At 37.6% G+C, this 20,113-nt stretch carries 13 protein-coding genes and 1 pseudogene; 5 read left to right on the top strand and 9 right to left on the bottom strand.

Annotated features, from left to right (window positions below; genetic code table 11):
• Positions 1-647, bottom strand: a pseudogene (aqpZ, locus tag SCALIN_RS13210) (aquaporin Z); the annotation flags it as partial.
• 555 nt (positions 648-1,202) lie between these two features.
• On the opposite strand from aqpZ, the gene SCALIN_RS13205 reads away from it, so the two are divergent.
• From SCALIN_RS13205 to SCALIN_RS13190, 4 genes are all read left to right on the top strand, one after another.
• Positions 1,203-2,732: a vWA domain-containing protein gene (locus tag SCALIN_RS13205; protein ID WP_096894941.1), complete on the top strand. Its 1,530-nt coding sequence runs from the start codon at positions 1,203-1,205 to the stop codon at positions 2,730-2,732.
• Positions 2,662-3,330 carry a hypothetical protein gene (locus SCALIN_RS13200; RefSeq protein ID WP_096894940.1) on the top strand — a complete coding sequence of 223 codons (669 nt, stop codon included), beginning with the start codon at positions 2,662-2,664 and terminating at the stop codon, positions 3,328-3,330. The genes SCALIN_RS13205 and SCALIN_RS13200 overlap by 71 nt, the downstream gene beginning before the upstream one ends.
• Positions 3,331-4,548: 1,218 nt before the next feature.
• Complete coding sequence (locus SCALIN_RS13195; RefSeq protein WP_096894939.1) at positions 4,549-5,568, top strand: ParA family protein; 1,020 nt, start codon at positions 4,549-4,551, stop codon at positions 5,566-5,568.
• A 2-nt stretch (positions 5,569-5,570) separates the two neighbouring features.
• Positions 5,571-6,095 carry a hypothetical protein gene (locus tag SCALIN_RS13190; protein WP_096894938.1) on the top strand — a complete coding sequence of 175 codons (525 nt, stop codon included), beginning with the start codon at positions 5,571-5,573 and terminating at the stop codon, positions 6,093-6,095.
• 179 nt (positions 6,096-6,274) lie between these two features.
• On the opposite strand, the gene SCALIN_RS13185 is transcribed toward SCALIN_RS13190, so the two are convergent.
• The 7 genes from SCALIN_RS13185 to SCALIN_RS13155 all read right to left on the bottom strand — a co-directional run bounded on the left by SCALIN_RS13185 (position 6,275) and on the right by SCALIN_RS13155 (position 15,571).
• Positions 6,275-6,625, bottom strand: a complete 351-nt coding sequence (locus SCALIN_RS13185; RefSeq protein ID WP_096894937.1) for a hypothetical protein — start codon at positions 6,623-6,625, stop codon at positions 6,275-6,277.
• 59 nt (positions 6,626-6,684) lie between these two features.
• Entirely contained in the window at positions 6,685-8,595 is a 1,911-nt protein-coding gene (locus tag SCALIN_RS13180; protein WP_096894936.1) for a PEGA domain-containing protein, read from the bottom strand.
• An 838-nt stretch (positions 8,596-9,433) separates the two neighbouring features.
• Positions 9,434-11,815 (bottom strand): SLAC1 family transporter, encoded by a 2,382-nt coding sequence (locus tag SCALIN_RS13175; RefSeq protein WP_096894935.1) that lies wholly within the window; start codon positions 11,813-11,815, stop codon positions 9,434-9,436.
• Between the two features lies 1 nt (position 11,816).
• Entirely contained in the window at positions 11,817-13,106 is a 1,290-nt protein-coding gene (locus SCALIN_RS13170) for an MFS transporter (protein ID WP_096894934.1), read from the bottom strand.
• Positions 13,107-13,176: 70 nt separating this feature from the next.
• Positions 13,177-13,581 (bottom strand): hypothetical protein, encoded by a 405-nt coding sequence (locus SCALIN_RS13165; protein WP_096894933.1) that lies wholly within the window; start codon positions 13,579-13,581, stop codon positions 13,177-13,179.
• Positions 13,582-13,663: 82 nt separating this feature from the next.
• Positions 13,664-15,142: a cache domain-containing protein gene (locus SCALIN_RS13160; RefSeq protein WP_096894932.1), complete on the bottom strand. Its 1,479-nt coding sequence runs from the start codon at positions 15,140-15,142 to the stop codon at positions 13,664-13,666.
• Between the two features lie 57 nt (positions 15,143-15,199).
• On the bottom strand, positions 15,200-15,571 hold the full coding sequence (locus SCALIN_RS13155; protein ID WP_096894931.1) for a response regulator: 372 nt from the start codon (positions 15,569-15,571) through the stop codon (positions 15,200-15,202).
• A gap of 602 nt (positions 15,572-16,173) precedes the next feature.
• Here SCALIN_RS13155 and SCALIN_RS13145 point away from each other — a divergent pair.
• The gene (locus SCALIN_RS13145) at positions 16,174-17,442 is read left to right on the top strand and encodes an adenylate/guanylate cyclase domain-containing protein (RefSeq protein ID WP_096894929.1); all 1,269 of its coding nucleotides are present in this window, start codon (positions 16,174-16,176) and stop codon (positions 17,440-17,442) included.
• 175 nt (positions 17,443-17,617) lie between these two features.
• On the opposite strand, the gene SCALIN_RS13140 is transcribed toward SCALIN_RS13145, so the two are convergent.
• Complete coding sequence (locus SCALIN_RS13140) at positions 17,618-20,071, bottom strand: PAS domain S-box protein (protein ID WP_096894928.1); 2,454 nt, start codon at positions 20,069-20,071, stop codon at positions 17,618-17,620.
• Between the last annotated feature and the right edge of the window lie 42 nt (positions 20,072-20,113).

The raw sequence follows: 20,113 nt of genomic DNA, 5'->3' as shown, positions 1-20,113 counted from the left end.
AACACCGGCCAAGATTGCACCAACAATTGGAGCAATCCAAAACAATCCATAATTGAAGTATCGCCCAACCCGTCAGCAAAGAGTGCCACTCCTGTACTTCGTGCAGGATTGACTGAAGTATTAGTTACAGGAATACTGATAAGATGAATCAGAGTTAAACCAAGACCAATCGCAATAGGCGCAAGACCCTGCGGTGCTCTCTTGTCAGTAGCGCCTAATATGATTAATAGAAACATAAAAGTCATAACAACTTCTGTCACCAATGCTGCTATCAAACTGTAGCCACCTGGAGAGTGTTCACCATAGCCATTTGAAGCAAACCCACCAACCTCAACACCTGCTTTTCCTGTTGCTATAATATATAATACCGCGGCTCCGGCAATACCTACAGCAACCTGAGCAATAATGTATGGACCAAGTTCTGAACTAGAAAACCGACCTCCAGACCAAAGACCTATTGAAACTGCAGGGTTAAGGTGGCAGCCTGATATATGCCCAATAGCAAATGCCATGGTCAAAACAGTTAAACCAAAGGCTAAAGAAACTCCTAGCAACCCGATACCAACATTTGGAAAGGAAGCAGCAAGGACCGCACTACCACAACCGCCTAGAACAAGCCAAAATGTGCCAATAAATTCAGCACCCAATTTTTTTTACAATGACATAATCACTTCTCCTTAATTATTCCATAAATAAAATCAAATTGAGTGAAAGCATATCCTTTTAATTATAAAATAAAAGTATATCGATGTATGATATGAAACTACAATTCGATGGATTGTCGTATTCTAAAATATAAATTGCTGATTATCGTAAACTTAAACCCCTCTCAATTGTCTATACAAAGAATATTAACTTTTTTAGATGTACGTATCACCTGAAACTATCTCTTTAGAAGTTTGTTGTCCTGGATGCAAGAAAATATGATATTTCTAAACTGGCTTAACATTTCTGTTAAGTTACTTGACAAATTATATCATTTAACTTATATTTTTAACAGTATTTAGCTAGAAATATTTTGTCATCAACTGGTTGTAATCTGTGGGTCAATTATAAAAACCGACCCCACAAGGCATGGTTTGTAAAGGGAGTCAGAAGCTTGTCAGAGAACTTCCTTTTCGGTTTTGAACTTTAATTTCACTCGATTTAGGTTAAAGATTTTTTTATAAAAGAAGATTTAGGGTTAAGGATATTATATAAAGATGGAAAGTGAAAAAAAAGACATTAAAAAAATAAAAAAAACTTTTAAAATTACTATATCTGTTTTGTTATTAATTGCTGTCGCTGCTTGCATCCTGAGTTTTCATAGTGTCCCTAGTATTAAAGTTATTCCAAGCTCTTTGAATTTTAAAGACGGAGAAAATGAGAAGTTAATTACAGTTAGTAATAGTTTTAAGAAAAAAGGTGTTTTTGGGATCTTTAATTTTGGAATTTTTGATTTTGGAAAAAAATCGTCCACATTTAGAATAGAAACTGGTGAAGGTAGTTCCTGGTTTTTAGTTTATCCAACGTCAGGTGTTATTTCTGAAGAACCAGAGACTATAAATATAAGAATAGACAGGACCAAGCTATCCATTGGTAGTCACAAAGGTGCAATCAATATTAAATCAAATGGAGGAGATAAAACTATTACCTTATTGGCGGAAAGAGGAGAAGACGCTATAACCATTAATAATCCTTCAGCGAATACCGCACTTGAGATTGGAAGTGAAGTTACTATAAGTTGGAATGCGTCTATGGGCATATTTGATTTTGTTAACATTTATCTTCTTTCGAATGGTTGTGTAGTTGAAAATATTGCAGATTATTACCAATTTAGAAATGATGATGTAAGTCCTGGTGAATTTAAATGGCAGCTAACAAAAGACCTTCTTCCGGGTGGTCAGGAATATACTATTAAAGTTGAAGATGCTCAGAATAGTGAACTCTCTGATGAAGTATCACCAGTGGCGATTGAATATCAATTTGATAAGATCGTATTTAAGAATATTTATAGAGCACACCAGACTCCCAGCAATGTTCAATATATTTTTTCTCTACGAGATCAATATAATCATGCCATAATTATTAATCCGCAGGAGCTTGATTTGAACTCCTTGAAAATATGGGAAAATGGAAAAGAGATTGACTATTCAGAAAGCCGTGCTTTTCTTTCTTCTCAGGATGATTTTCAACTGCAAGTTATGCTGGTCTTAGATTTCTCTTCGTCAATGAAAAAGAACCATCATGGTGTTGAAACTATGATTGTGGGGGTAAAATCCCTGATAGATAGTCTCAAAGAAACTCATCAAATAGGTGCAATAGAGTTTCACAGACCTGATGCTGAACCATCAATTCTACAGTCATTTGTGACTAGCAAAAATGTGGCGAAAGACGCAATTACTAATTTTGCATCAGAGGAAATATATAGCGATTTCTCAAATTGCTGGGATGCCGTTTATATGGGTTTAGAGCAGTATCCTTCTAAACATAATCCCAGAGTTTTTCGATCTTTACTGTTTTTGTCTGATGGGTTTGATAATGGTAGTGTTGTTACTCCAGAAGACATAATAGAGCTAGCACTCATACGGAATATACATGTTTACAACATTGGGGTTGGCGAAGTTCATGAAGAAAATGTATTAAAAGATATATCTAGTCAGACAGGTGGGACATATGTCCATGCTAAAGATATATGTGTTTTATTGGAGCGTTTTCAAAATATTATTAGAGATTTGGGGGGGGCAATATAAAATAAGCTATATTACTCCAAAGAAACCGAAAGATGGAGTATTTAAAATCAAGTGTGACATTTTTTATAAGGGGCTAAAGAGTACTCCTCCTTTAATTGGTAAAATTGATGCCGCAAAAATATATGGAGATACCAGTAACGGCATTATCGATTTCTCAACTAGCTTAAATGTAAAACAAAAAAGTGCTGAAGTTTTTATGTGGTGTGAGCATACACCGAGATATGTCCACGAGTTTCGTTTTTATCTGGATAAAATTAAACCATACACCGTTGCACTGGTACCGGAAAAAGAAGGTGGACTGTGTGGAAATTGGAAAATCGTTGATGAAGGAAATGGTTGGTTTAAATTAACTTCACCTGATCCAACTGATCCAAAATATGATTTAGAATTTGGTAATTCCGGGACTGTATGCAAAATCATTGTTGACAAAATTAATGAAGCTAAAACAGTAATCCCTTTCAAGTTAGACAATTCAGTTTACACTTTGGGGCAATCCTTTTGCGGCAGACATGATTTTGAAGTTGATGCAAATGGAAATTGCAATACAAATATAAAAATTGTTGATTCTCATGAAAACGATGATCTTAAAATGTGGTAATTCTGGGGCCAGATGAAAAATAATTTTTCACAAATTTTGGTAATCTTAAAGCACTCATGATATTCTTGTCATCAATTTTACCGATCATCTTTGCTGGTTCTTCCTAACTTCTCACGGAATAAACCAAGGATGTATTGTAAGGCTTCATAGTCCAAAACAATTCCACATTTACTATCTTCAAGATGTTATTTTAATTCTTAATCAGGAAACTCTTTTCCCTAAATAGCCTTTAAAAACTCTACAGTATGAATACTATATATAATGAGAACACCTGCAAAACAAATTTCTCACAAGAACAACCCAGATAAACCGCTTTCATATCGATACTTACAACCTCAATATTTCATATACCAAAAACCCCTCAAATACACTTTTGGCATGGTTTGAGATCGGCTATAACGCTGAAGAAAAAATATATCCAAGAAATAAAATAGGAGTCAAATCTCCTCTTGGCTGCAAGTCGCTCTTGATATTACATAATTACATATTGTTTTTTTAATTTTTCTATTTTTCTTCATTCTCTTTTTCAAACGAAAATTACTTGAAGCTATCGTTTTGTATGATTTAATCTTATTTTTTTGCTATTTCGGTGAAACTCAATCCTGATAGCTCACGTGACAATGATATTGCAAATGGTCAAGGTACTTCACCACGCATCTTTTACATTTTATACTATATCGTTGAGTGTAAACTCCGTACAGGTTTTTCGAACTAATAGTCAATTCATAATTTCAGATTCAACTAGAAATTTTAGTCGACATACCATGAAAAAGCTAATTGACACTTTTTAAATAAATGGTATATTCCTTTGGTCTAATAGAAGTTGTGTTTCCGATGTTTGATGAGTGAGGAGCCGTTTCTGAGATTATCATGCAGATCCACACTCTTGTATGCTGCAAATGGGTGACTGAGGAGCGGTACTTACTCAATCCTGTTTTTGTAAATATAATGGAATCGATTGATTAATTAGTAACTGATTTAAAGGAAAGAATAATCTCCTTCATCCTCTCTTATTGTGAATGATAAAAGAGATTATTACCTGGTTAATTGATTGCGGGACCATCGTGGAGGGATACTATTTTTGCTTTTGATTATTATCCCTTTTGGTAACCCCATGATATATTCATTTGCTTTATCAGCCACTTTTCTGCATTATACACGGCAATCTTTACGGGTAATAGATTTTGTATTGAGGTCTTCATTAAAGATATAGTATCCATGGGAAAAGTTATTTCATTTATTAACTATAAAGGTGGTGTTGGCAAAACGACGACTACCTACCATATCGGTTGCGCACTTTCTCTTTATCATAATAAGAAAGTTTTACTTGTTGATGTTGATCCCCAGACTAATCTGACTTTTCTGTGTGTTGTTCCCGAACGATGGGAAGTGTTCAAAAGCGAGGATGGAACAACTGCCAGCCTCTTTGAGCATTATCTACAGGATAGTTTTGAAAAGTTTCCATCAGAAAGTATTATATGGAAATCGCCAATTGAATTATTTTCCGGCAGCAAGATCACAAAACATGTGGTAAGGGACCTGGATCTGATTCCATCGGATATAGATTTATTAGGTATTGATATTGATCTGGCCGCAAAAGTCTGGAGAAAAATAGAATCCGGTTTCATGCAGGAACCGATTTTTGTACTCAAACGAACATTGAAACGGGTAAAAGAAGCTCTGGGCCTAGATACGTCAAGCGAAATAAGGGATGCTCTTTTCTATGTGGACCAGCGCCGTATCCTCAGAGATTTTATCAACAGGGTTAAAGACTACTATGATTATGTCCTTATAGATTGTCCGCCAAATCTTTATCTTGTTACTCAAAACGCACTTGCTGCAAGCGATTATTATCTAATAACATCAATACCGGATCACATGTCAACTATAGGGATAAATATACTCATGGAAAAGATCAGGGAGTTGAACGCTACGATGCAGAGGAAATGCGACCTGGCCGGTTCTGAAATACATAATATCACCCTCAAAGGAATACTGTTTACTATGGTAAGAACTTTTGGACAGGGTGTGGTGAATACTCATAAAGACAAAATGAATGAACTTCGAAGGGATCACAGCGATCTGTGTTTTGAAAACTATATTTCATGGGGTGCAGGCTATACAGAGGCTGCGGCACAGGCTGTTCCGGTCTTTCTGCTGAAAGATGACAACTCAAAACGTGTAGCCGGGCAATACAAACTGGTAACTGAAGAATTTCTGGATAAAGTTGGTGGTTAAATATGGCAAGGGCAAAAAAGAAACTGAATATTCATGACGCATTGTCAAAAATACAAGAGTGTATCTCGCTGCTGCCCGGAGAGGACGATAAACAGAGGATCAGTAAGGACATACATGATATAATTACAGAACTTAATACATTAAAAAACAATATTTATCTCCTTCCCGACGAATCAGAGAAGCACCAACTCTCTCAGGCGGTCCACACACTTATCTCTTTTCTGGATTCATTAAATGACAAACCACATCTAGCCGATACTATTTTCCCAAAAGTGAAAAAGGCTGGTAAAGCAAAAATAAGTACCGTTAATTTTGATGATCTGCGGAAACATCTTGAAGAATTGCCGACAGATCAGCTTATGAGTGAGCTTTCAAAACATAAAAAAAATACTCTTCTCGAATTATGTTCAAAATTAAACATTACAACCAGTTCCAGACAAACTAAGGATATACTCATTGATAAGATATTCAAGCTGGGATTTGCAAACAGGAGAGGTTATGATTTGCTGAGTAACAGGCAGTCTTGATTTAGCGAAGGGGCGGGGGTATTCATAATGAAAATGTCTCCAGTGTATTGTTAATCAGCACATTGTCCCATCTATTCGGTTTCATCCACTCGGTACTGTTATATACCCATCACGAATTGGTTTTCAATCTTCTGAAAACCCTTTTTTTGTTCATACCTCTCTGTGAGGAACTTCTGGTATTAATCCATAACCGAATAATGTTTACCAAACCGGTGTCTGAATAACCGTATAGTTTCGTCCTTTTCAGACAGGTTTTTCTGGTATTCATTATCGATCTCAATCTGTTTATGAAGCCGCGATTTGAGGAGATAAATGGTTTCGTCTTTTTCAGACAAATCCTTTTGAAGTTCTTCCAGCTTTGTGGTCAGTTCATTATCACTGCATAACAGTTTATCGACTTGTTGTGTCAGTTCACTTATACGTTGACGTAGATGGACAGTGTCAAGTCTGTTCCTTATATTCTGTCCGTAAATGGCAAGAAGAGTACCTGCTGCAACCAGAGTGATACTTAAGAGGGTAATCCAATGCATAATTGCCTCATGAAAAAATTTTATAATAGTTTTGAAAAAACATTATTAAAGACGCCTGACTAATTCTGCCTGCTTACAGGAATGATGTCGAACATTTTCCTGTTTACTATCTGTTGGTGTAATATTTTATTACAATATTCCTGAGCGGTTGAAGATTGTTCAGTAACATCAGCTCTCTGTACAAATAATGATCTTACCGGCCTCACAAAGGTCGCGGCTGATCCAACATGACTCTGATTCATTGTACCGTTTACAAAGATTACAATCCACGCATTACTTCTACCGCATTTATCACCCGTCCACATTCCCCATTGCTTTTTGTCAAAGACAGGGTTTATAAAATTATTGTTCACCATTTTCTGCTCCAGTAATGATGACGCTTCCTCCAGAGTAGGCAGGCGCCAGTCATTATAACCTGCGTAGTTTTTCTGATTAGCCTTTTTTATCCATTTAATTGCTTTTTTCAAATTGATATAATCCTTTGATCCAGACTGGTGCCACATAAGTTCGGTAGTGTGATCAATGATTACCTTGCTTTCATTAATAGTTTTCTGTTCATAATCATGCTTGATTGTACTATGACAGTGAAATATCTGTTTATTCGTTTCATGTATTGATAAATGTGGTAAGGAATATACGTGGGAAACAGGTAATTGATCATAAATTGAACGTAGCCTGACTAATTCGTATTTGAGCATTGCAGATATAAGTGTTTCATTCCCTGATTTAACCGAAACAACTTCTTCCCAGGGTTTATACCCTTCCTTAACAATTCTCACGGTATATCTATCCGGTTTTAAATCTGTTATCCTGTGAGGAGTCAGACCGAGCGCATTACCATTGAAATAAATCGAGGCCATTGAAGGGTTACTCATGATTCTGATAGAGTCGATATACTTTTGAAGTGTTGCGGTCAAGGCATTCTCTTCACCTGCTTCAACCGTTATCTTTTTTCTCCAGGTATAGTACCCGTCCGATGTTAATTCCACCTCATGAATACCGGGGACTATATCCCGAATAATAGCAGGAGTTATACCAATTGCATTGCCATTTAAGAAAATCTTTGCCATTGCTGGTTCACTTACTATACTGACGACACTGGCACTTTTTTCAAGTACCGCGGTTAAGGCATTCTCTCGTCCTGCCTCAACAGTCACCTCTTTCCTCCATGTATCGTATCCGTCCAATGTTATTTCCACCTTATGACTGCCGGGAGGTATATCCCTGATAATATCAGGAGTTAAACCAATTGCATTGCCATCCAAGAAAATCTTTGCCATTGCAGGTTCGCTCTTTAGGCTGACAGCACCGGTTCTTTTTTGAAGAACCGCGGTTAAATCATTCTCTTCACCTGCCTCAACAGTCACCTTTTTACTCCAGGTATTGTATCCGCCAGTTTTGATTTCAATCTCATGAATGCCGGGGGTTACATCCCTGATAATATCCGGAGTGTAGCTGATGTTATTGCCATCCAGATAAATTTTTGCTGTTGATGGTTCACTCTTAATTCTGATGGAACCGGCACGTTTTTGAAGCAACACGTTTAAGACAATCCCTTCATATGCATCAACATGTACTTTTTTACTCCAGACATCATATCCGTCCAACCTGATCTCCACCTCATGGATTCCAGGAGATACGTTCCTGATACTATCCGGACTGTAGCCATTAGCTTTTCCATCTAAATAAATCTTTGCCGTAGAGGGTTCACTCTTTATTCTGATGGAACCAGTACGTTTACGAAACATTGCGGCAAAGAAATTTTCATCACCCTCCTCAATGTCCACATTTTCTTTCCAGACTTCACATTGCCCCTTTGTTATTTCCGCTTTATGAAAACTGGTGGCAAGACTCTTTATACGTTCAGAAGAGGTACCGGATAAGAGTCGGTAAAGAGGCTTTGGTTCGGTCTTTTCAACTGGCTGTTCCCACTGTCGTTTAATCCGTGATTTCTCTTTCAATATTCCCATTTTTTTAACCTCTGATAAAAAACTGCTTTAAAACAGCTGAATCCTCTTCAATTCTCGTATCTCAATAATATATAAGTTAGCGGTCTCAGTTAACACCTTCAGTTTTGCATTTTAACATGAGCAAATTGGTTGCCATACTTTGCTGTTTGTAATGTATTTTTACATGGTTTTTTTAACATAGTTATGATTTCGAGCTGAAACGTCAAACTATCTGCAGTGTGGAATAATGTATATTTGATGATAAGAAAAATGATTTGTCATATAAATACTTGATTAATCGTTGCTTATGGTTATCAATACAGAGGAAATGATTTCCAGTTTTTGTTTATCTTCATGAATAATGCTCTATGGTTTGTATTACTTTAGAGATAATAAATAGTAAAATTGTACCTTAACTGTCATACAGGTTATTAACAAAAAAGAAAACTCTGGCATCATATGTTGCTATTTTATACAGAATTTCACTGTTACGTCCAGCATGTTTTCTTCTTAGTGTAAACTCTGTTTACATGGCTCATGAGTCTGGAGAGATTCCCTTCTGGGGTGTGAATAACCAGGTGAAAATGTTATGGTGTAGTAAATAATTATGTGAAGCTTCACATAAATAATGCTTTCTCATAAGACAATAAGCGGAAATTTACACATTGAATAGGTCACACGCTTCTTTAAGTACATTTATGAGAAGCTCGTAATCGTCAGATTTAGAAAAAATCCAATTACGGTTTGCTCCCCGATTTATTACATGATACCATGCACCCGGATATTCAATTTGTAGAGGTCTTACCATGAAGAGTATTATAAAGGATTAGAAACATGCAGCCAAGAGGAGGGGTGACCCCTATTCTTTCTTTTGTGAATGTGTCGTGCCGGTTTTAATCACTTCTTCCAATAGATGTCTGCCAGTTGCTGATTCCAAACAGGTAGAAACTATTTTGTTGTCATAAGAGGTAGAAGCAGAAAACGTTGTTATTGTCGCCATGCCGGCAATAAACCAACGGATATTAATTGTATATACTGCAAATTGTAAAATTCCTACTGCTCCTTTACGTAACCAATGCCATTTTATTGTCAATGTCTGCGCTAATATGACCCTCCATACCGGTATCACTATCAGGTGCCAAAGAGTGAAGGCAGAGATAAAACAATAGAAAACAGCACCGGCAATCGAAAAATAAAAAGCAAATACAAAAATAAAACGTTCATCGAATAATCCGGTTAATTGTTTTGTTGCGGCGGCATATAAACCTATCGCAAGTGCAATTTCCCAATATCCCACGGTAAACGGCATTGCCCAAGCACCGTTAACCTGTTTTCTTATTACCAGGATAATAAGAAGCGGTAACCACCATAGCCCTATGGACCAGAAAAGCAGAGAAAATCCTTTCAAGAACGGAAGCAACTCTACAAATGGGCCTCCCGTCATCTGTACCTGTTGATGTAATGCCGCAGATACAATTGTTGTAATCGCCGCAGCTCCGATATTCATCCAATACGATGAAATCTCTGTATTGTGTGTAACCGGATAAAATAAAAGCCTCCATATCATGAACGTCATAAATATAAGATACAAAAATGTCCCGGCAGACCACAACGCAAACGAAAAGAATTGTATAAGCAGTGTTTGTTCTGTCACTTGTCCCGCAATATCTATACTCAACAAGGCCGTAAACTGTGTGCCTATCGTAACAAAGAACCAGCTTCCATTCAGGATATCTTCAAAGCTTCTTTCTTCCGGTTTACGGTATACAAACAAAATGGTGAACGAAGAGAGTGTGATACCTGCCCAGAGAACAATAGCGGCAAACCAGAAAACATATGCAATGGTATGCCAGCCAAACAGCCGGGAAACGCAGATGCCCGTGAGGCTTACCAACCCGACAAGAGAGTGAGAATACAGCATCTTTTCAGGATCGAGCAATTCGCTCAAGAGATCTTCATAGTATAGAACAGCCTTTATAATCATAAAAACTGTCACGATAAAAAATACTCCCAGGCCTGTAATAAAAAGATAGGGAACTACCGAGCTATAACCATATGACGAAGAACTGAGCGACATCATGGCAGTAGCTATGGCGACAATAAACCAACGGGTGTTTACCGAACACGATACAAGTTGTAAAATGTTTATTGTACCTCTACTTAGCCAATGCCATTTTATTAATAATGCCTGTAACGGTATTGCTTTCCATACGGGTATCGCTATCAAATGTGCAAGAGTAAAGACGGATACAAAACAATAGACAGCAGCACCGGCAATCGAAAAATACAAAGCAAATGAGCTGATGAAATTCTCATTAAATACACCGGTTAATTGTTTTGTACCGGCAGCAAATAAACCTATCGCAAGCACAATTTCCCAATACCCCACCGTAAATGGTATTGCCCAACCACCGTTAACCTGTTTTCTTATTGCCAGAATGATCAATAGTGGTAACCACCATAACCCTATAGACCAGGAAAGCAGAGAAAACCCTTTCAGAAACGGAAGCATCTCAACAAGCGCCCCCCCAGTCACCTCTAACTGTTGATATAATGCCACAGATACAATTGTAGTAATCGCTGCGGCTCCTATGTTCATCCAATATGATGACAGCTCTGTATCATGAGTGACTGGATAGAAAAGGAACCGCCAGATCATAAGCGTCATAAATATCAGATATAAAAATGTTCCAACTGACCAGAGCGTAAACGAACAAAACTGGATAAGCAGTGTATACTCTGTCAGCTGTCCAGCCACTTCTATGCTCAACAAGGCGGTAAACTGCGTACCTATCGTAACAAATAACCAACCTCCGTTCAGGACCTCTTCAATCCTTCGATCCTCAGCTTTACGGTACAGAAACAGAATCGTAAATGTCGACAGCGTGATACCGGCCCAGAGGACAATAGCCGCATACCAGAGAATAGATGCGACGGTATACCAGCAAAACAACCTGGATGCACAGATACCCGCCAGGCTCACCATCCCTACAAGCGAGAAAGAATAGTGAAGCTTTTCAGGATCAAGCAGATCGCGTAAGAGATCTTTATAGTACAAGGCAGTCTTTATGATCATAAAGACTGCCACAATAAAGAAAATTCCCAAACCTGTAACAAAAAGACAGGAAGAGACTTCGTTGTAGCCATAAGACGAAGAGCTGAGCGCCATCATGACCGTAGCCATGGCCGCAATAAACCAACGGGTGTTTACCGAATTTGACGTAAAATGTAATATACTCATACTATTTCTGCATTACCGGTTTCACTTTTTCATCAATACCTGTAACGATATTTTCATCCACATTCATTATACTATCAACCTCTGTAAAACCATTTTCCTCCTCTGCTATTTTATTATTAGTCTTTTTAAATGTCTTCTTTTCCATAAAAGAGAGGCACATCAGGCACACCAGAGATATGAAAATGAATCCTAATGAATTGTTGTTGGTATAATCTTTGATTGTACCCGTTATTATCGGGAGAAAGAAACCACCAAGCCCTCCGGCAGCTCCCACCATCCCTCCTGCCGTACCTGTGTCTTTTGGAAAATATTCCGCAACAAGCTTAAAAACAACACCATTACCTATACCTAATAAACATGCCATACAATAAAAAGCTGCAAGGGCAAACGTCAGAGAGCTGTTCATATTGAGATATAAGAGCACACCAATGAGTGAAAGGGTAAGAAGTGTCAGAAGATTCCTTCCAGAAAAGATGTCCCCCAGATATCCACCTAAGATCCTCATAAAAGTTGCAAGAAATACAAAGATCGAAGTTAACGTTCCCGCCTTTACCGGTGTCACATTAAACGTATCCAGGAGATACGAAGGCAACATCAAGGCAAAACAGACAAAAAAGCCGAAGGTCATAAAATAGAAAAGAGAGAAGACCCAGATTAAATGAGAAGATTTATATACCTTCAACTTATCATCCAATGTCTGAGGTTTCACATTCTCTGGTTTCGGTGCGTCAGTAGCAAAAAACCAGTAAACTACGGCCATAAAAAGTAATGGAATGGAGTAAAACATAAACGCCTTGTTCCATCCAATAGATTGTGCGATAAAAGGCGCTCCAAAAACTGCCAGAGCTGTGCCCACATTTCCCACACCAAAAATTCCAAGCGCCAATCCCTGTTTTTCTTTGGGATACCATTGTGATACCTGTGGTACACCAACCGAAAAAGATGCACCGGCAACACCAAAAAAGAAACCGCATACCAGTAAAAGCGGGTAACTATGTGCAAAACCTGCTAAGAACATGGGAAAGAAAGTAAATAGCATCAGCAAGCTGAAGACCTTTCTCCCACCGTATTTATCTGTCAAAATACCAATAGGCACTCTGACAATCGAGCCGAGTAAAACCGGTGTTGCAAGCAACAATCCTACTGCCGATGAAGACAGATTGAATTCTTCCTTCATATATACTGCTAAAGGGCCAAACAGCGACCAGCCGGCAAAGCATACAGCAAAAGCTAACGTAGCAAGTACCAACACCCTTGTGTTTCCTTGTAATGTGTCTCCAGGGTTATTCATAATACAATGTCTCCTGTAATCTATAATATATGGTAAAAAAAATATTCAAAGTAATCATAGTCTGGAATTACTATATGGACAGGGAAAGTTCGAAACTGGACTGAACCTTTGCAGGTAAATTGTAATGATGATGATCAACAATAATTTTACTGTCTTGTTTTATATAAAACAACCTGTCGTCTTTTCCTTTCATCAGAGTAAAAAATCCATTGACCTTTCCATCTCTTACCAGCATTGATAATGTCTTCTCATGATCATATGGATGTGCGTACAGTTCATTAATCTTTCTTCCAATTGCATCATTGGGAGACGCGAAACCGAGAAGTTTTGCGCCTTCAATATCAATATTCAACATGACACCATCATATGATGACTCATATTCAATCCATCCTTTCTTTATGTCTTTTACTGTAACTTCAGTTTTTGCATCCTGTTTTTTTACTTCTTTCTTTGTTGACAAAGTTGCATTGTCCATGAATTATTCCTTTCATAATAAAATAGTGTTCTAAAAATAGTAATGACAAACGTAACCATGCCCCACATCATTTTTAAAAACTTTAATCCCACAGTGCTAATTGTTTTTCTAGAGGGAAATCGTCTCCTTTTACAAACGCTTCTTCTCTCTTCTCCGGTAGAAGAAGATTTTCAGATTTCAATTTACGATACTCTTTCTTGAACTCTTGAATATTGTCTTCAACAAAGTCTCTTCCTTTTTCGGTAGAAATGGTACCGATTTCTCCAAATACACTGAAAGGATTGGCTATCTTGTATTGCTGCTCTCTACCATATCCACGCTCTTTATTCAGTTGATATGCATCCAGAATAGCGGTTAAGAAGCCTACCATTACAACAACCGCTACGCCAATTAAGGTTTTCTTGGGGAGTGCCATATTTTTTATCATGTAACCAAAACTCATCTTTCTATGTAACAATGATGCGATAACTATTGCAGGGATAATAATTACGAACATGAGGGACTTTATCATGGTATTAATGTTATTTACGGTAACAAATGCTTCATCCGTATCTATTTCCACCATGATTCCCATATCCAGATCTTGCAGCCACGACCATGCGCCGACAACCTTGATCCCACCATAATCACGATACCCTTCCAAGTCGTGACCGGTGCTCTTTTTTGTTACGCATGCACCTACCCCTTTGGTCAGCATATTTATGTCTGGGTCTTCAACAACGTGACATGTTCTGCAGGTATTATTCGTACCTTTCATATGATGGCGGGAAAATCGTGATTCTGTAACCATGATACCGTCTTCATTTACCAGATAGGCTTCTCCTGTCTTCCCTAAAACAAAGTTCTTCATTACATCATTCAGCTTTGACATGTCCATCCAGAGTAGAACAGCCCCAGCGACTCGATGGTCCTGTTTTTTAATGGGGTACGATATAAAAAGAGAAGGTGCTTCGGCATGTTGTCCTCTGGCGGTAATGATATCCGATGTATTTGGTGTGCTCTGCCATGGAATGTATGGTCGAGAAGGCATTTCCCTGTCGATATTATTGACAGAGAAGTGAGTAATACTGGAGATATATGATTCTCCATCATACAGAGTTTCCCTGACATTTTTAAAGATGTCCTCCCTCTCGATATCCATATCCATGAATGATTTTTCAGATGCGGTAGTCATATGTATTTTACCTGTAGCATCACACACAAATATTCCTTTATAGCCATAATCTGTCTTTGCACATTCCAATTGAGTTTTTAATCTTAAGTACTCCTTCTCGTTACCTTCATTTATTATGCTCACGAAATCTTTGTGATCGTAAATTAACTCGGTACTTTGAATAGCTTCAGAAATAGAACGCGCGTGTGATCTTCTCTCCTCAAGAAAGAATGTAAGAAGATTTTTCTGTTTATGCATCGCTTCATTCAGATTTGTTTTAATGTGTCGCTTCAATTCCCCCTTCGCATTAGGAAATGCCACGAATCTAAATAACATGAGTGGAAATAAAGCAAAAAAGACAAGGGTTATAGTAACGATGACTATACTTTCTTTAAATAACCTTTTCATATTCACACCTCTTCCAGGATTAAATTTCTATGGCAAACGTTTTATTCTTGCCAGGTTTTAAAAATCAATTATTTCGTTCAGGCACAACGTTATATCTTCCATGCTGAACGGTTTTCTGATTACCTTCCTTGCGCCTTTACCGATTGCTTTACTTTCCATAACTTTGCACGTATAAGCAGTTATAATTACGATATTACTTCCATCGCTTGCTTTATTTATTTGCTCTAATAACTCAATACCATCCATACCAGGCATCTTCATGTCTAATAATATCACTGTGTAGTTTTTTTCTTTCATTGCTTCTAACGCTTCAACTCCATTTGTCGCTACCGTGGTTTCAAAGCCTATATTAGACAGGGAATTTGACAATACCTTTCTATACCCTTCTTCATCATCAACAATCAGTATTCTTTTTGTTACCATTTTCATTGCCTTTATATCTTCTGTTCTTTATGGCACATTCGCAATTCTTAACCACTAACTTTAGCAACCAATATGCCTGAAAAAGTTATGAAAGCATAAATTCCCCATAAGTGTTTCATTTTCATGGAGATATATTTTTGAAATAATTAAATGAATGCTGTGTTTGAAAATAGTACTGTAACCTTTTTGTTTCGTGTTTTTTTTAAAATAAAGATAACCGCTTAATATAAAAAGAGATAGAAACAGAAAACAGAAAGACAATAAGTGGAACCAATTTGGTTGCAATTTTTGGATTAAAAACAAGAATTGAGCTGCAGGTTTATCCATAAATTATGAGTTTGCAAAAATATTTAATATTAGCTACTCTTTTGTCTGCAAATAAGACGAAGTTGAATTTAAGGAAAGAATCACAAATAAATATACTATTCAATAAGGCTTATGCAGTATTGAAAAGGTTGTTCGAGATTAGAGGTTTTAACCGATTTCTGAGTCATAAACTCATTACCGTAAACACAATTTTTGCTGGTTTCTATTCTTGAACAGTTGGTCAAGATGAGACATCACATTTGTGATGGTATTTGGCTCGCAAAGATCAAAATAAAACGAATATGAATTCAGATATTGCACAAACGATAGCAGATATCATCCTCAGAGAAGAGATAAAGAACGAGAAAAAGATTTACTTTGCTCGAATGATGATATTGGCCTTAATGGTAACTATGATGACGATCTCACGTCTGTGGATAGGAGAACCGGCGCATGAAACCTTTTTGGTGATTGCGCCTACTTCTCTTTTCTATTTGCTTTTTAGCTTCCTCTTACGGCATAGTTTTGTAAAGCAGGAACATCAGTCCATGGGAAAATATATTCATACTTCGTTGGATTTAATCTACGTGGTTGTAATACTTGTAGGGGTGTCTCGAATGGGCAAACCATATGTTTTTACTGGATTATTAGAGGCGCCGCCATTTTTTATCATATTTTTACTCAACGCTCTCAGCGGTCTCCGCTTTGATTTCAAGATCTCTCTCTATTGTGCCGTAGTCAGCATTTTAGTCGTCTTTGGACTGGGATTTTATGATATTTACAGCGGCTATCTCATTATCATAGGAGGGATCATGCATACTCTGTTCAAGGCCTCACTTGTAGGGGGGACTGCCCTGGTCTCCGGCTATATCGGTCATCGATCAAAAGAGTTGGTTATTCAGGCCATCACAGAAGAGGAGGAAAAAAAGTTTATCAAAAGCATATTTGGCCGTTATGCCACTGGAGAGGTAGTGGAAGATGTGCTAAGAAGAGATTTAAAGCTAGGTGGAGAGGAAAGGGAAGTTACGATCCTTTTCTCAGACATTAGAAATTTTACCAGTATTGCAGCGAGGTTACAGCCAAACGAAGTAGTAAGCCTGCTTAACGATTACTTTTCTGAGATGGTAGAAGTGATCTCCAGGAACGGAGGGACTTTGAACAAGTTTATAGGTGATGGTATTCTGGTTATCTTTGGGGCTCCGATACGTCATGGCAATGATGCTGAAAGAGCGGTAATGACCGCTCTGGAAATGATGAAAAAATTGGAAAAATTCAATCTAAAGCAAGCAGAAAAAGACAGGGAGGAGTTAAGAATTGGTATTGGTATTAACACAGGACGAGTTATTGTAGGAAACATCGGTTCTACAGAGAGGATGGAATACACGATTATAGGTGATGCCGTAAATTTTGCGTCACGTCTTGAGTCTCTTAATAAGGAATTGGGAACCAGTATAATCATCAGCCAGAGCACTTATCAGCATGTAGAAAAAATTGTTCATGCGAAAAAATTAAAACCGGTGAGGGTGAAAGGCAAAGAAAAAAGTGTCTGGGTTTATGAAGTGGTCAGATGAGAAAGGGACTACCCTTAAAATATTAAAAAAACGGGAATGAGTAAGGTGATTATTTTATAGAGCATGCACAAGTGCTCCTCTGTCTCTATATGTTTTTAGACTTCTTCTTGAAATCTCTAAGAATCTGGGTATGTGTAAATTTACGGGAATACGTTTTGTCATTTATTACCGGACTCTATGTTTTATTTGGTTTTTTTCTCTCATGAATAATGCTGATTATGCCTTCAATAAGTACAGATTTGCCGTCCTTATCCCTTGCCAGATGAGCAGTACTTTCGGTATAAAAACGTTCACCATTTTTCTTCTTACAAATAGAGACAAAGTTCTTCCATACACCATATTTTTCAAGTTTCTCAGCAAACAGCCATCTCTCTTCCTTGTCTACATAAATATTCTCTACCTTTGTGCCAATCATCTCCTTGGGATGTTTATAACCAAACATTTCCGCTCCGACCTGGTTTACCCAGGTAAACGATCCCTCTGCACCGGGTTCACATTGGTACACACATTCATTAAGAGAATTAAATAAATCTCTATAACGTACTTCATTTTCCTGTAACTCTTCCTCAAGCCGCCTTCTTCCTGTAATGTCCCTTATTATACCTTCAATAATAACAGGCTTGCCTTCTTCATTACTAACCAGATTCGTGGTTTGCTCTGTATACATATGTTCACCGTTTCTCTTCTTACAAAAAGAGACAAAATTTCTCCATATCTCATATTTTTTCAGTTTCTCTTTAAGTCGTAAACTATCTCCCGGGTTTACGTAAATATCAGTAACCTTTGTTCCTGACATCTCTTGAGGGGAATTGTAACCAAACATTTCAGCACAGGCATGATTAACCCAGGTAAAAACCCCTTCAGCTCCGGGTTCACATTGATATACACCTTCTTTGAGAGTATCAAACATTTTCCTGTACCTTTTCTCTGATTTTGTTGTCTCTTTCGTCCTCTCGAAAAAATTCTTTGTCATAGTATTGAAGGACGTTGCCAATGCTCCGATTTCGTTATTACTCTTTATCTCTGCCTTTTTGGTTAAATCCCCTTCGGTGATATCTTCAGTTATTTCCTTAAGCTGAATAATAGAACTGGATAGTTTTTTCCCAAAGAAATAAGCCACGAACAAGCAGGGAAACACGACAATCAACATCAATGCTATGACAATGTATTTAAGATTGTAAGCGGCACCATAGGCTTCAGCTCTATCGATTTCGGTAATAACGCCCCAATTAAATTCAGGTAACCAGTCCCATACTCCCAAAACAGATATGCCCGTGTAATCATTATATCCTTTAGAGTTAGAACCCACATTACCCGCCAGACATTGCTTAACACTATAGGTTAGTTCTCCGGTTTTCGGTTCAATTAATTTCAATTCCAAAGCACTTCTTTTTCTTACTAATCCGGTTTTTTTCAGTTGTTTTGTGAATCTGGATTCAGTAAGCATGCAGGCTTCCTTATTAATAAGATAGGTCTCACCGGTTTTCCCATACGTTTGACCATGTATTAAATTACTCAGTATGTCCACATGAACCATTAAGGTAACTACACCAATTACGGCCTCGTTCTCATCCTTCAGAGGTGATGCGATAAACATGGTGGGTAATCCAAATTCTTCCTTATCAAACTCATTTATAAGTGGAATTTCTGAGGGTATGATGCTTGATACAAAAGTCTTTCCCTGAGTTGCCTGTTTGAAAAAATCCATTTCTGATATATTTTCACCGAGACGATCTCCAGACGCAGCAATGGTAACCACCCCTTTATCATTGCAGACAAAGGCTCCCTTGTAGCCGCACTCAGCGACAAGCATATCCAGGTACCGAACAGTTTTTTGATACTCGCTATCCTTTAATGTGTCATTTACACTGTTAACCATACTGGGATTGTCTGTAATTAATTTCAATCCCAAAGCGCTCCTTCTTCTTACCAGCTCTATTTTCCTCAGCACTTTTATAATCCTCGATTCATCAAGCATGTGTGCGTCCTTATCAACAAGAGAGATCTTACCGGTTTTCCCATAGGTTTGGCCTTGTATTAAATTACTTAGCATCTCCACATCAACTCTTAAGGCAACAATACCAATTATGTCCTCCTTCTCATTCTTCAGAGGCGACGCGACAAATATGTTAGACAATCCCAATTCTTCTTCAAAGCAGTTTATAAGCGAAACTTTTGAAGGTATGATGCGTGATACAAAAGTTTTTCCCCTAATTGCCTGTTTGAAAAAATCAATTTGTGATATATTTTCACCGACACGATCTCCAGACGTAGCAAGTGTGATCACCCCTTTATCATTGCATACAAAGGCTTCCTTGTAACCATACTCTTCCACAATATTTTCCAGAAACCAGATAGTTTTTTGATACTCACTATCCTTTACCGTAAAATTTTTGCAGTTAATTATATAGGGATTGTTGGAAATCAGAATGAGATCCTTCTGTCTTTCATGCATCCAGGTATTCACTAAGTCTGTCTGCTTGTGACCGATGACTTTGAGGTTATCCATAGCCATAGTTTTGAAATCAGATTGTATTAATGGATACATAAAACATCTGAGTAAGGCAACTGGAAGTAATGTAGCAAAAATTAATAACAAAATGATATGTGTCTTTATCGAAATAAACACCTTGTCTCTCCTCGATTTAAATATAACATGGATAGCTCTTAT

Origin of the sequence: Candidatus Scalindua japonica (genome assembly GCF_002443295.1) — a bacterium.
GTDB lineage: Bacteria > Planctomycetota > Brocadiia > Brocadiales > Scalinduaceae > Scalindua > Scalindua japonica.
Note: the sequence above shows the minus strand (reverse complement) of the source record. Positions and strands in the feature narration are given on the sequence as shown.

What these genes read in the sequence shown, in the direction of transcription:
- SCALIN_RS13165 (WP_096894933.1), bottom strand. Translation starts at nt 13,581, where the DNA reads ATGGACAATGCAACTTTGTCAACAAAGAAAGAAGTAAAAAAACAGGAT.
- SCALIN_RS13170 (WP_096894934.1), bottom strand. Translation starts at nt 13,106, where the DNA reads ATGAATAACCCTGGAGACACATTACAAGGAAACACAAGGGTGTTGGTA.
- SCALIN_RS13155 (WP_096894931.1), bottom strand. Translation starts at nt 15,571, where the DNA reads ATGAAAATGGTAACAAAAAGAATACTGATTGTTGATGATGAAGAAGGG.
- SCALIN_RS13175 (WP_096894935.1), bottom strand. Translation starts at nt 11,815, where the DNA reads ATGAGTATATTACATTTTACGTCAAATTCGGTAAACACCCGTTGGTTT.
- SCALIN_RS13180 (WP_096894936.1), bottom strand. Translation starts at nt 8,595, where the DNA reads ATGGGAATATTGAAAGAGAAATCACGGATTAAACGACAGTGGGAACAG.
- SCALIN_RS13145 (WP_096894929.1), top strand. Translation starts at nt 16,174, where the DNA reads ATGAATTCAGATATTGCACAAACGATAGCAGATATCATCCTCAGAGAA.
- SCALIN_RS13195 (WP_096894939.1), top strand. Translation starts at nt 4,549, where the DNA reads ATGGGAAAAGTTATTTCATTTATTAACTATAAAGGTGGTGTTGGCAAA.
- SCALIN_RS13160 (WP_096894932.1), bottom strand. Translation starts at nt 15,142, where the DNA reads ATGAAAAGGTTATTTAAAGAAAGTATAGTCATCGTTACTATAACCCTT.
- SCALIN_RS13190 (WP_096894938.1), top strand. Translation starts at nt 5,571, where the DNA reads ATGGCAAGGGCAAAAAAGAAACTGAATATTCATGACGCATTGTCAAAA.
- SCALIN_RS13200 (WP_096894940.1), top strand. Translation starts at nt 2,662, where the DNA reads ATGCTAAAGATATATGTGTTTTATTGGAGCGTTTTCAAAATATTATTA.
- SCALIN_RS13205 (WP_096894941.1), top strand. Translation starts at nt 1,203, where the DNA reads ATGGAAAGTGAAAAAAAAGACATTAAAAAAATAAAAAAAACTTTTAAA.
- SCALIN_RS13185 (WP_096894937.1), bottom strand. Translation starts at nt 6,625, where the DNA reads ATGCATTGGATTACCCTCTTAAGTATCACTCTGGTTGCAGCAGGTACT.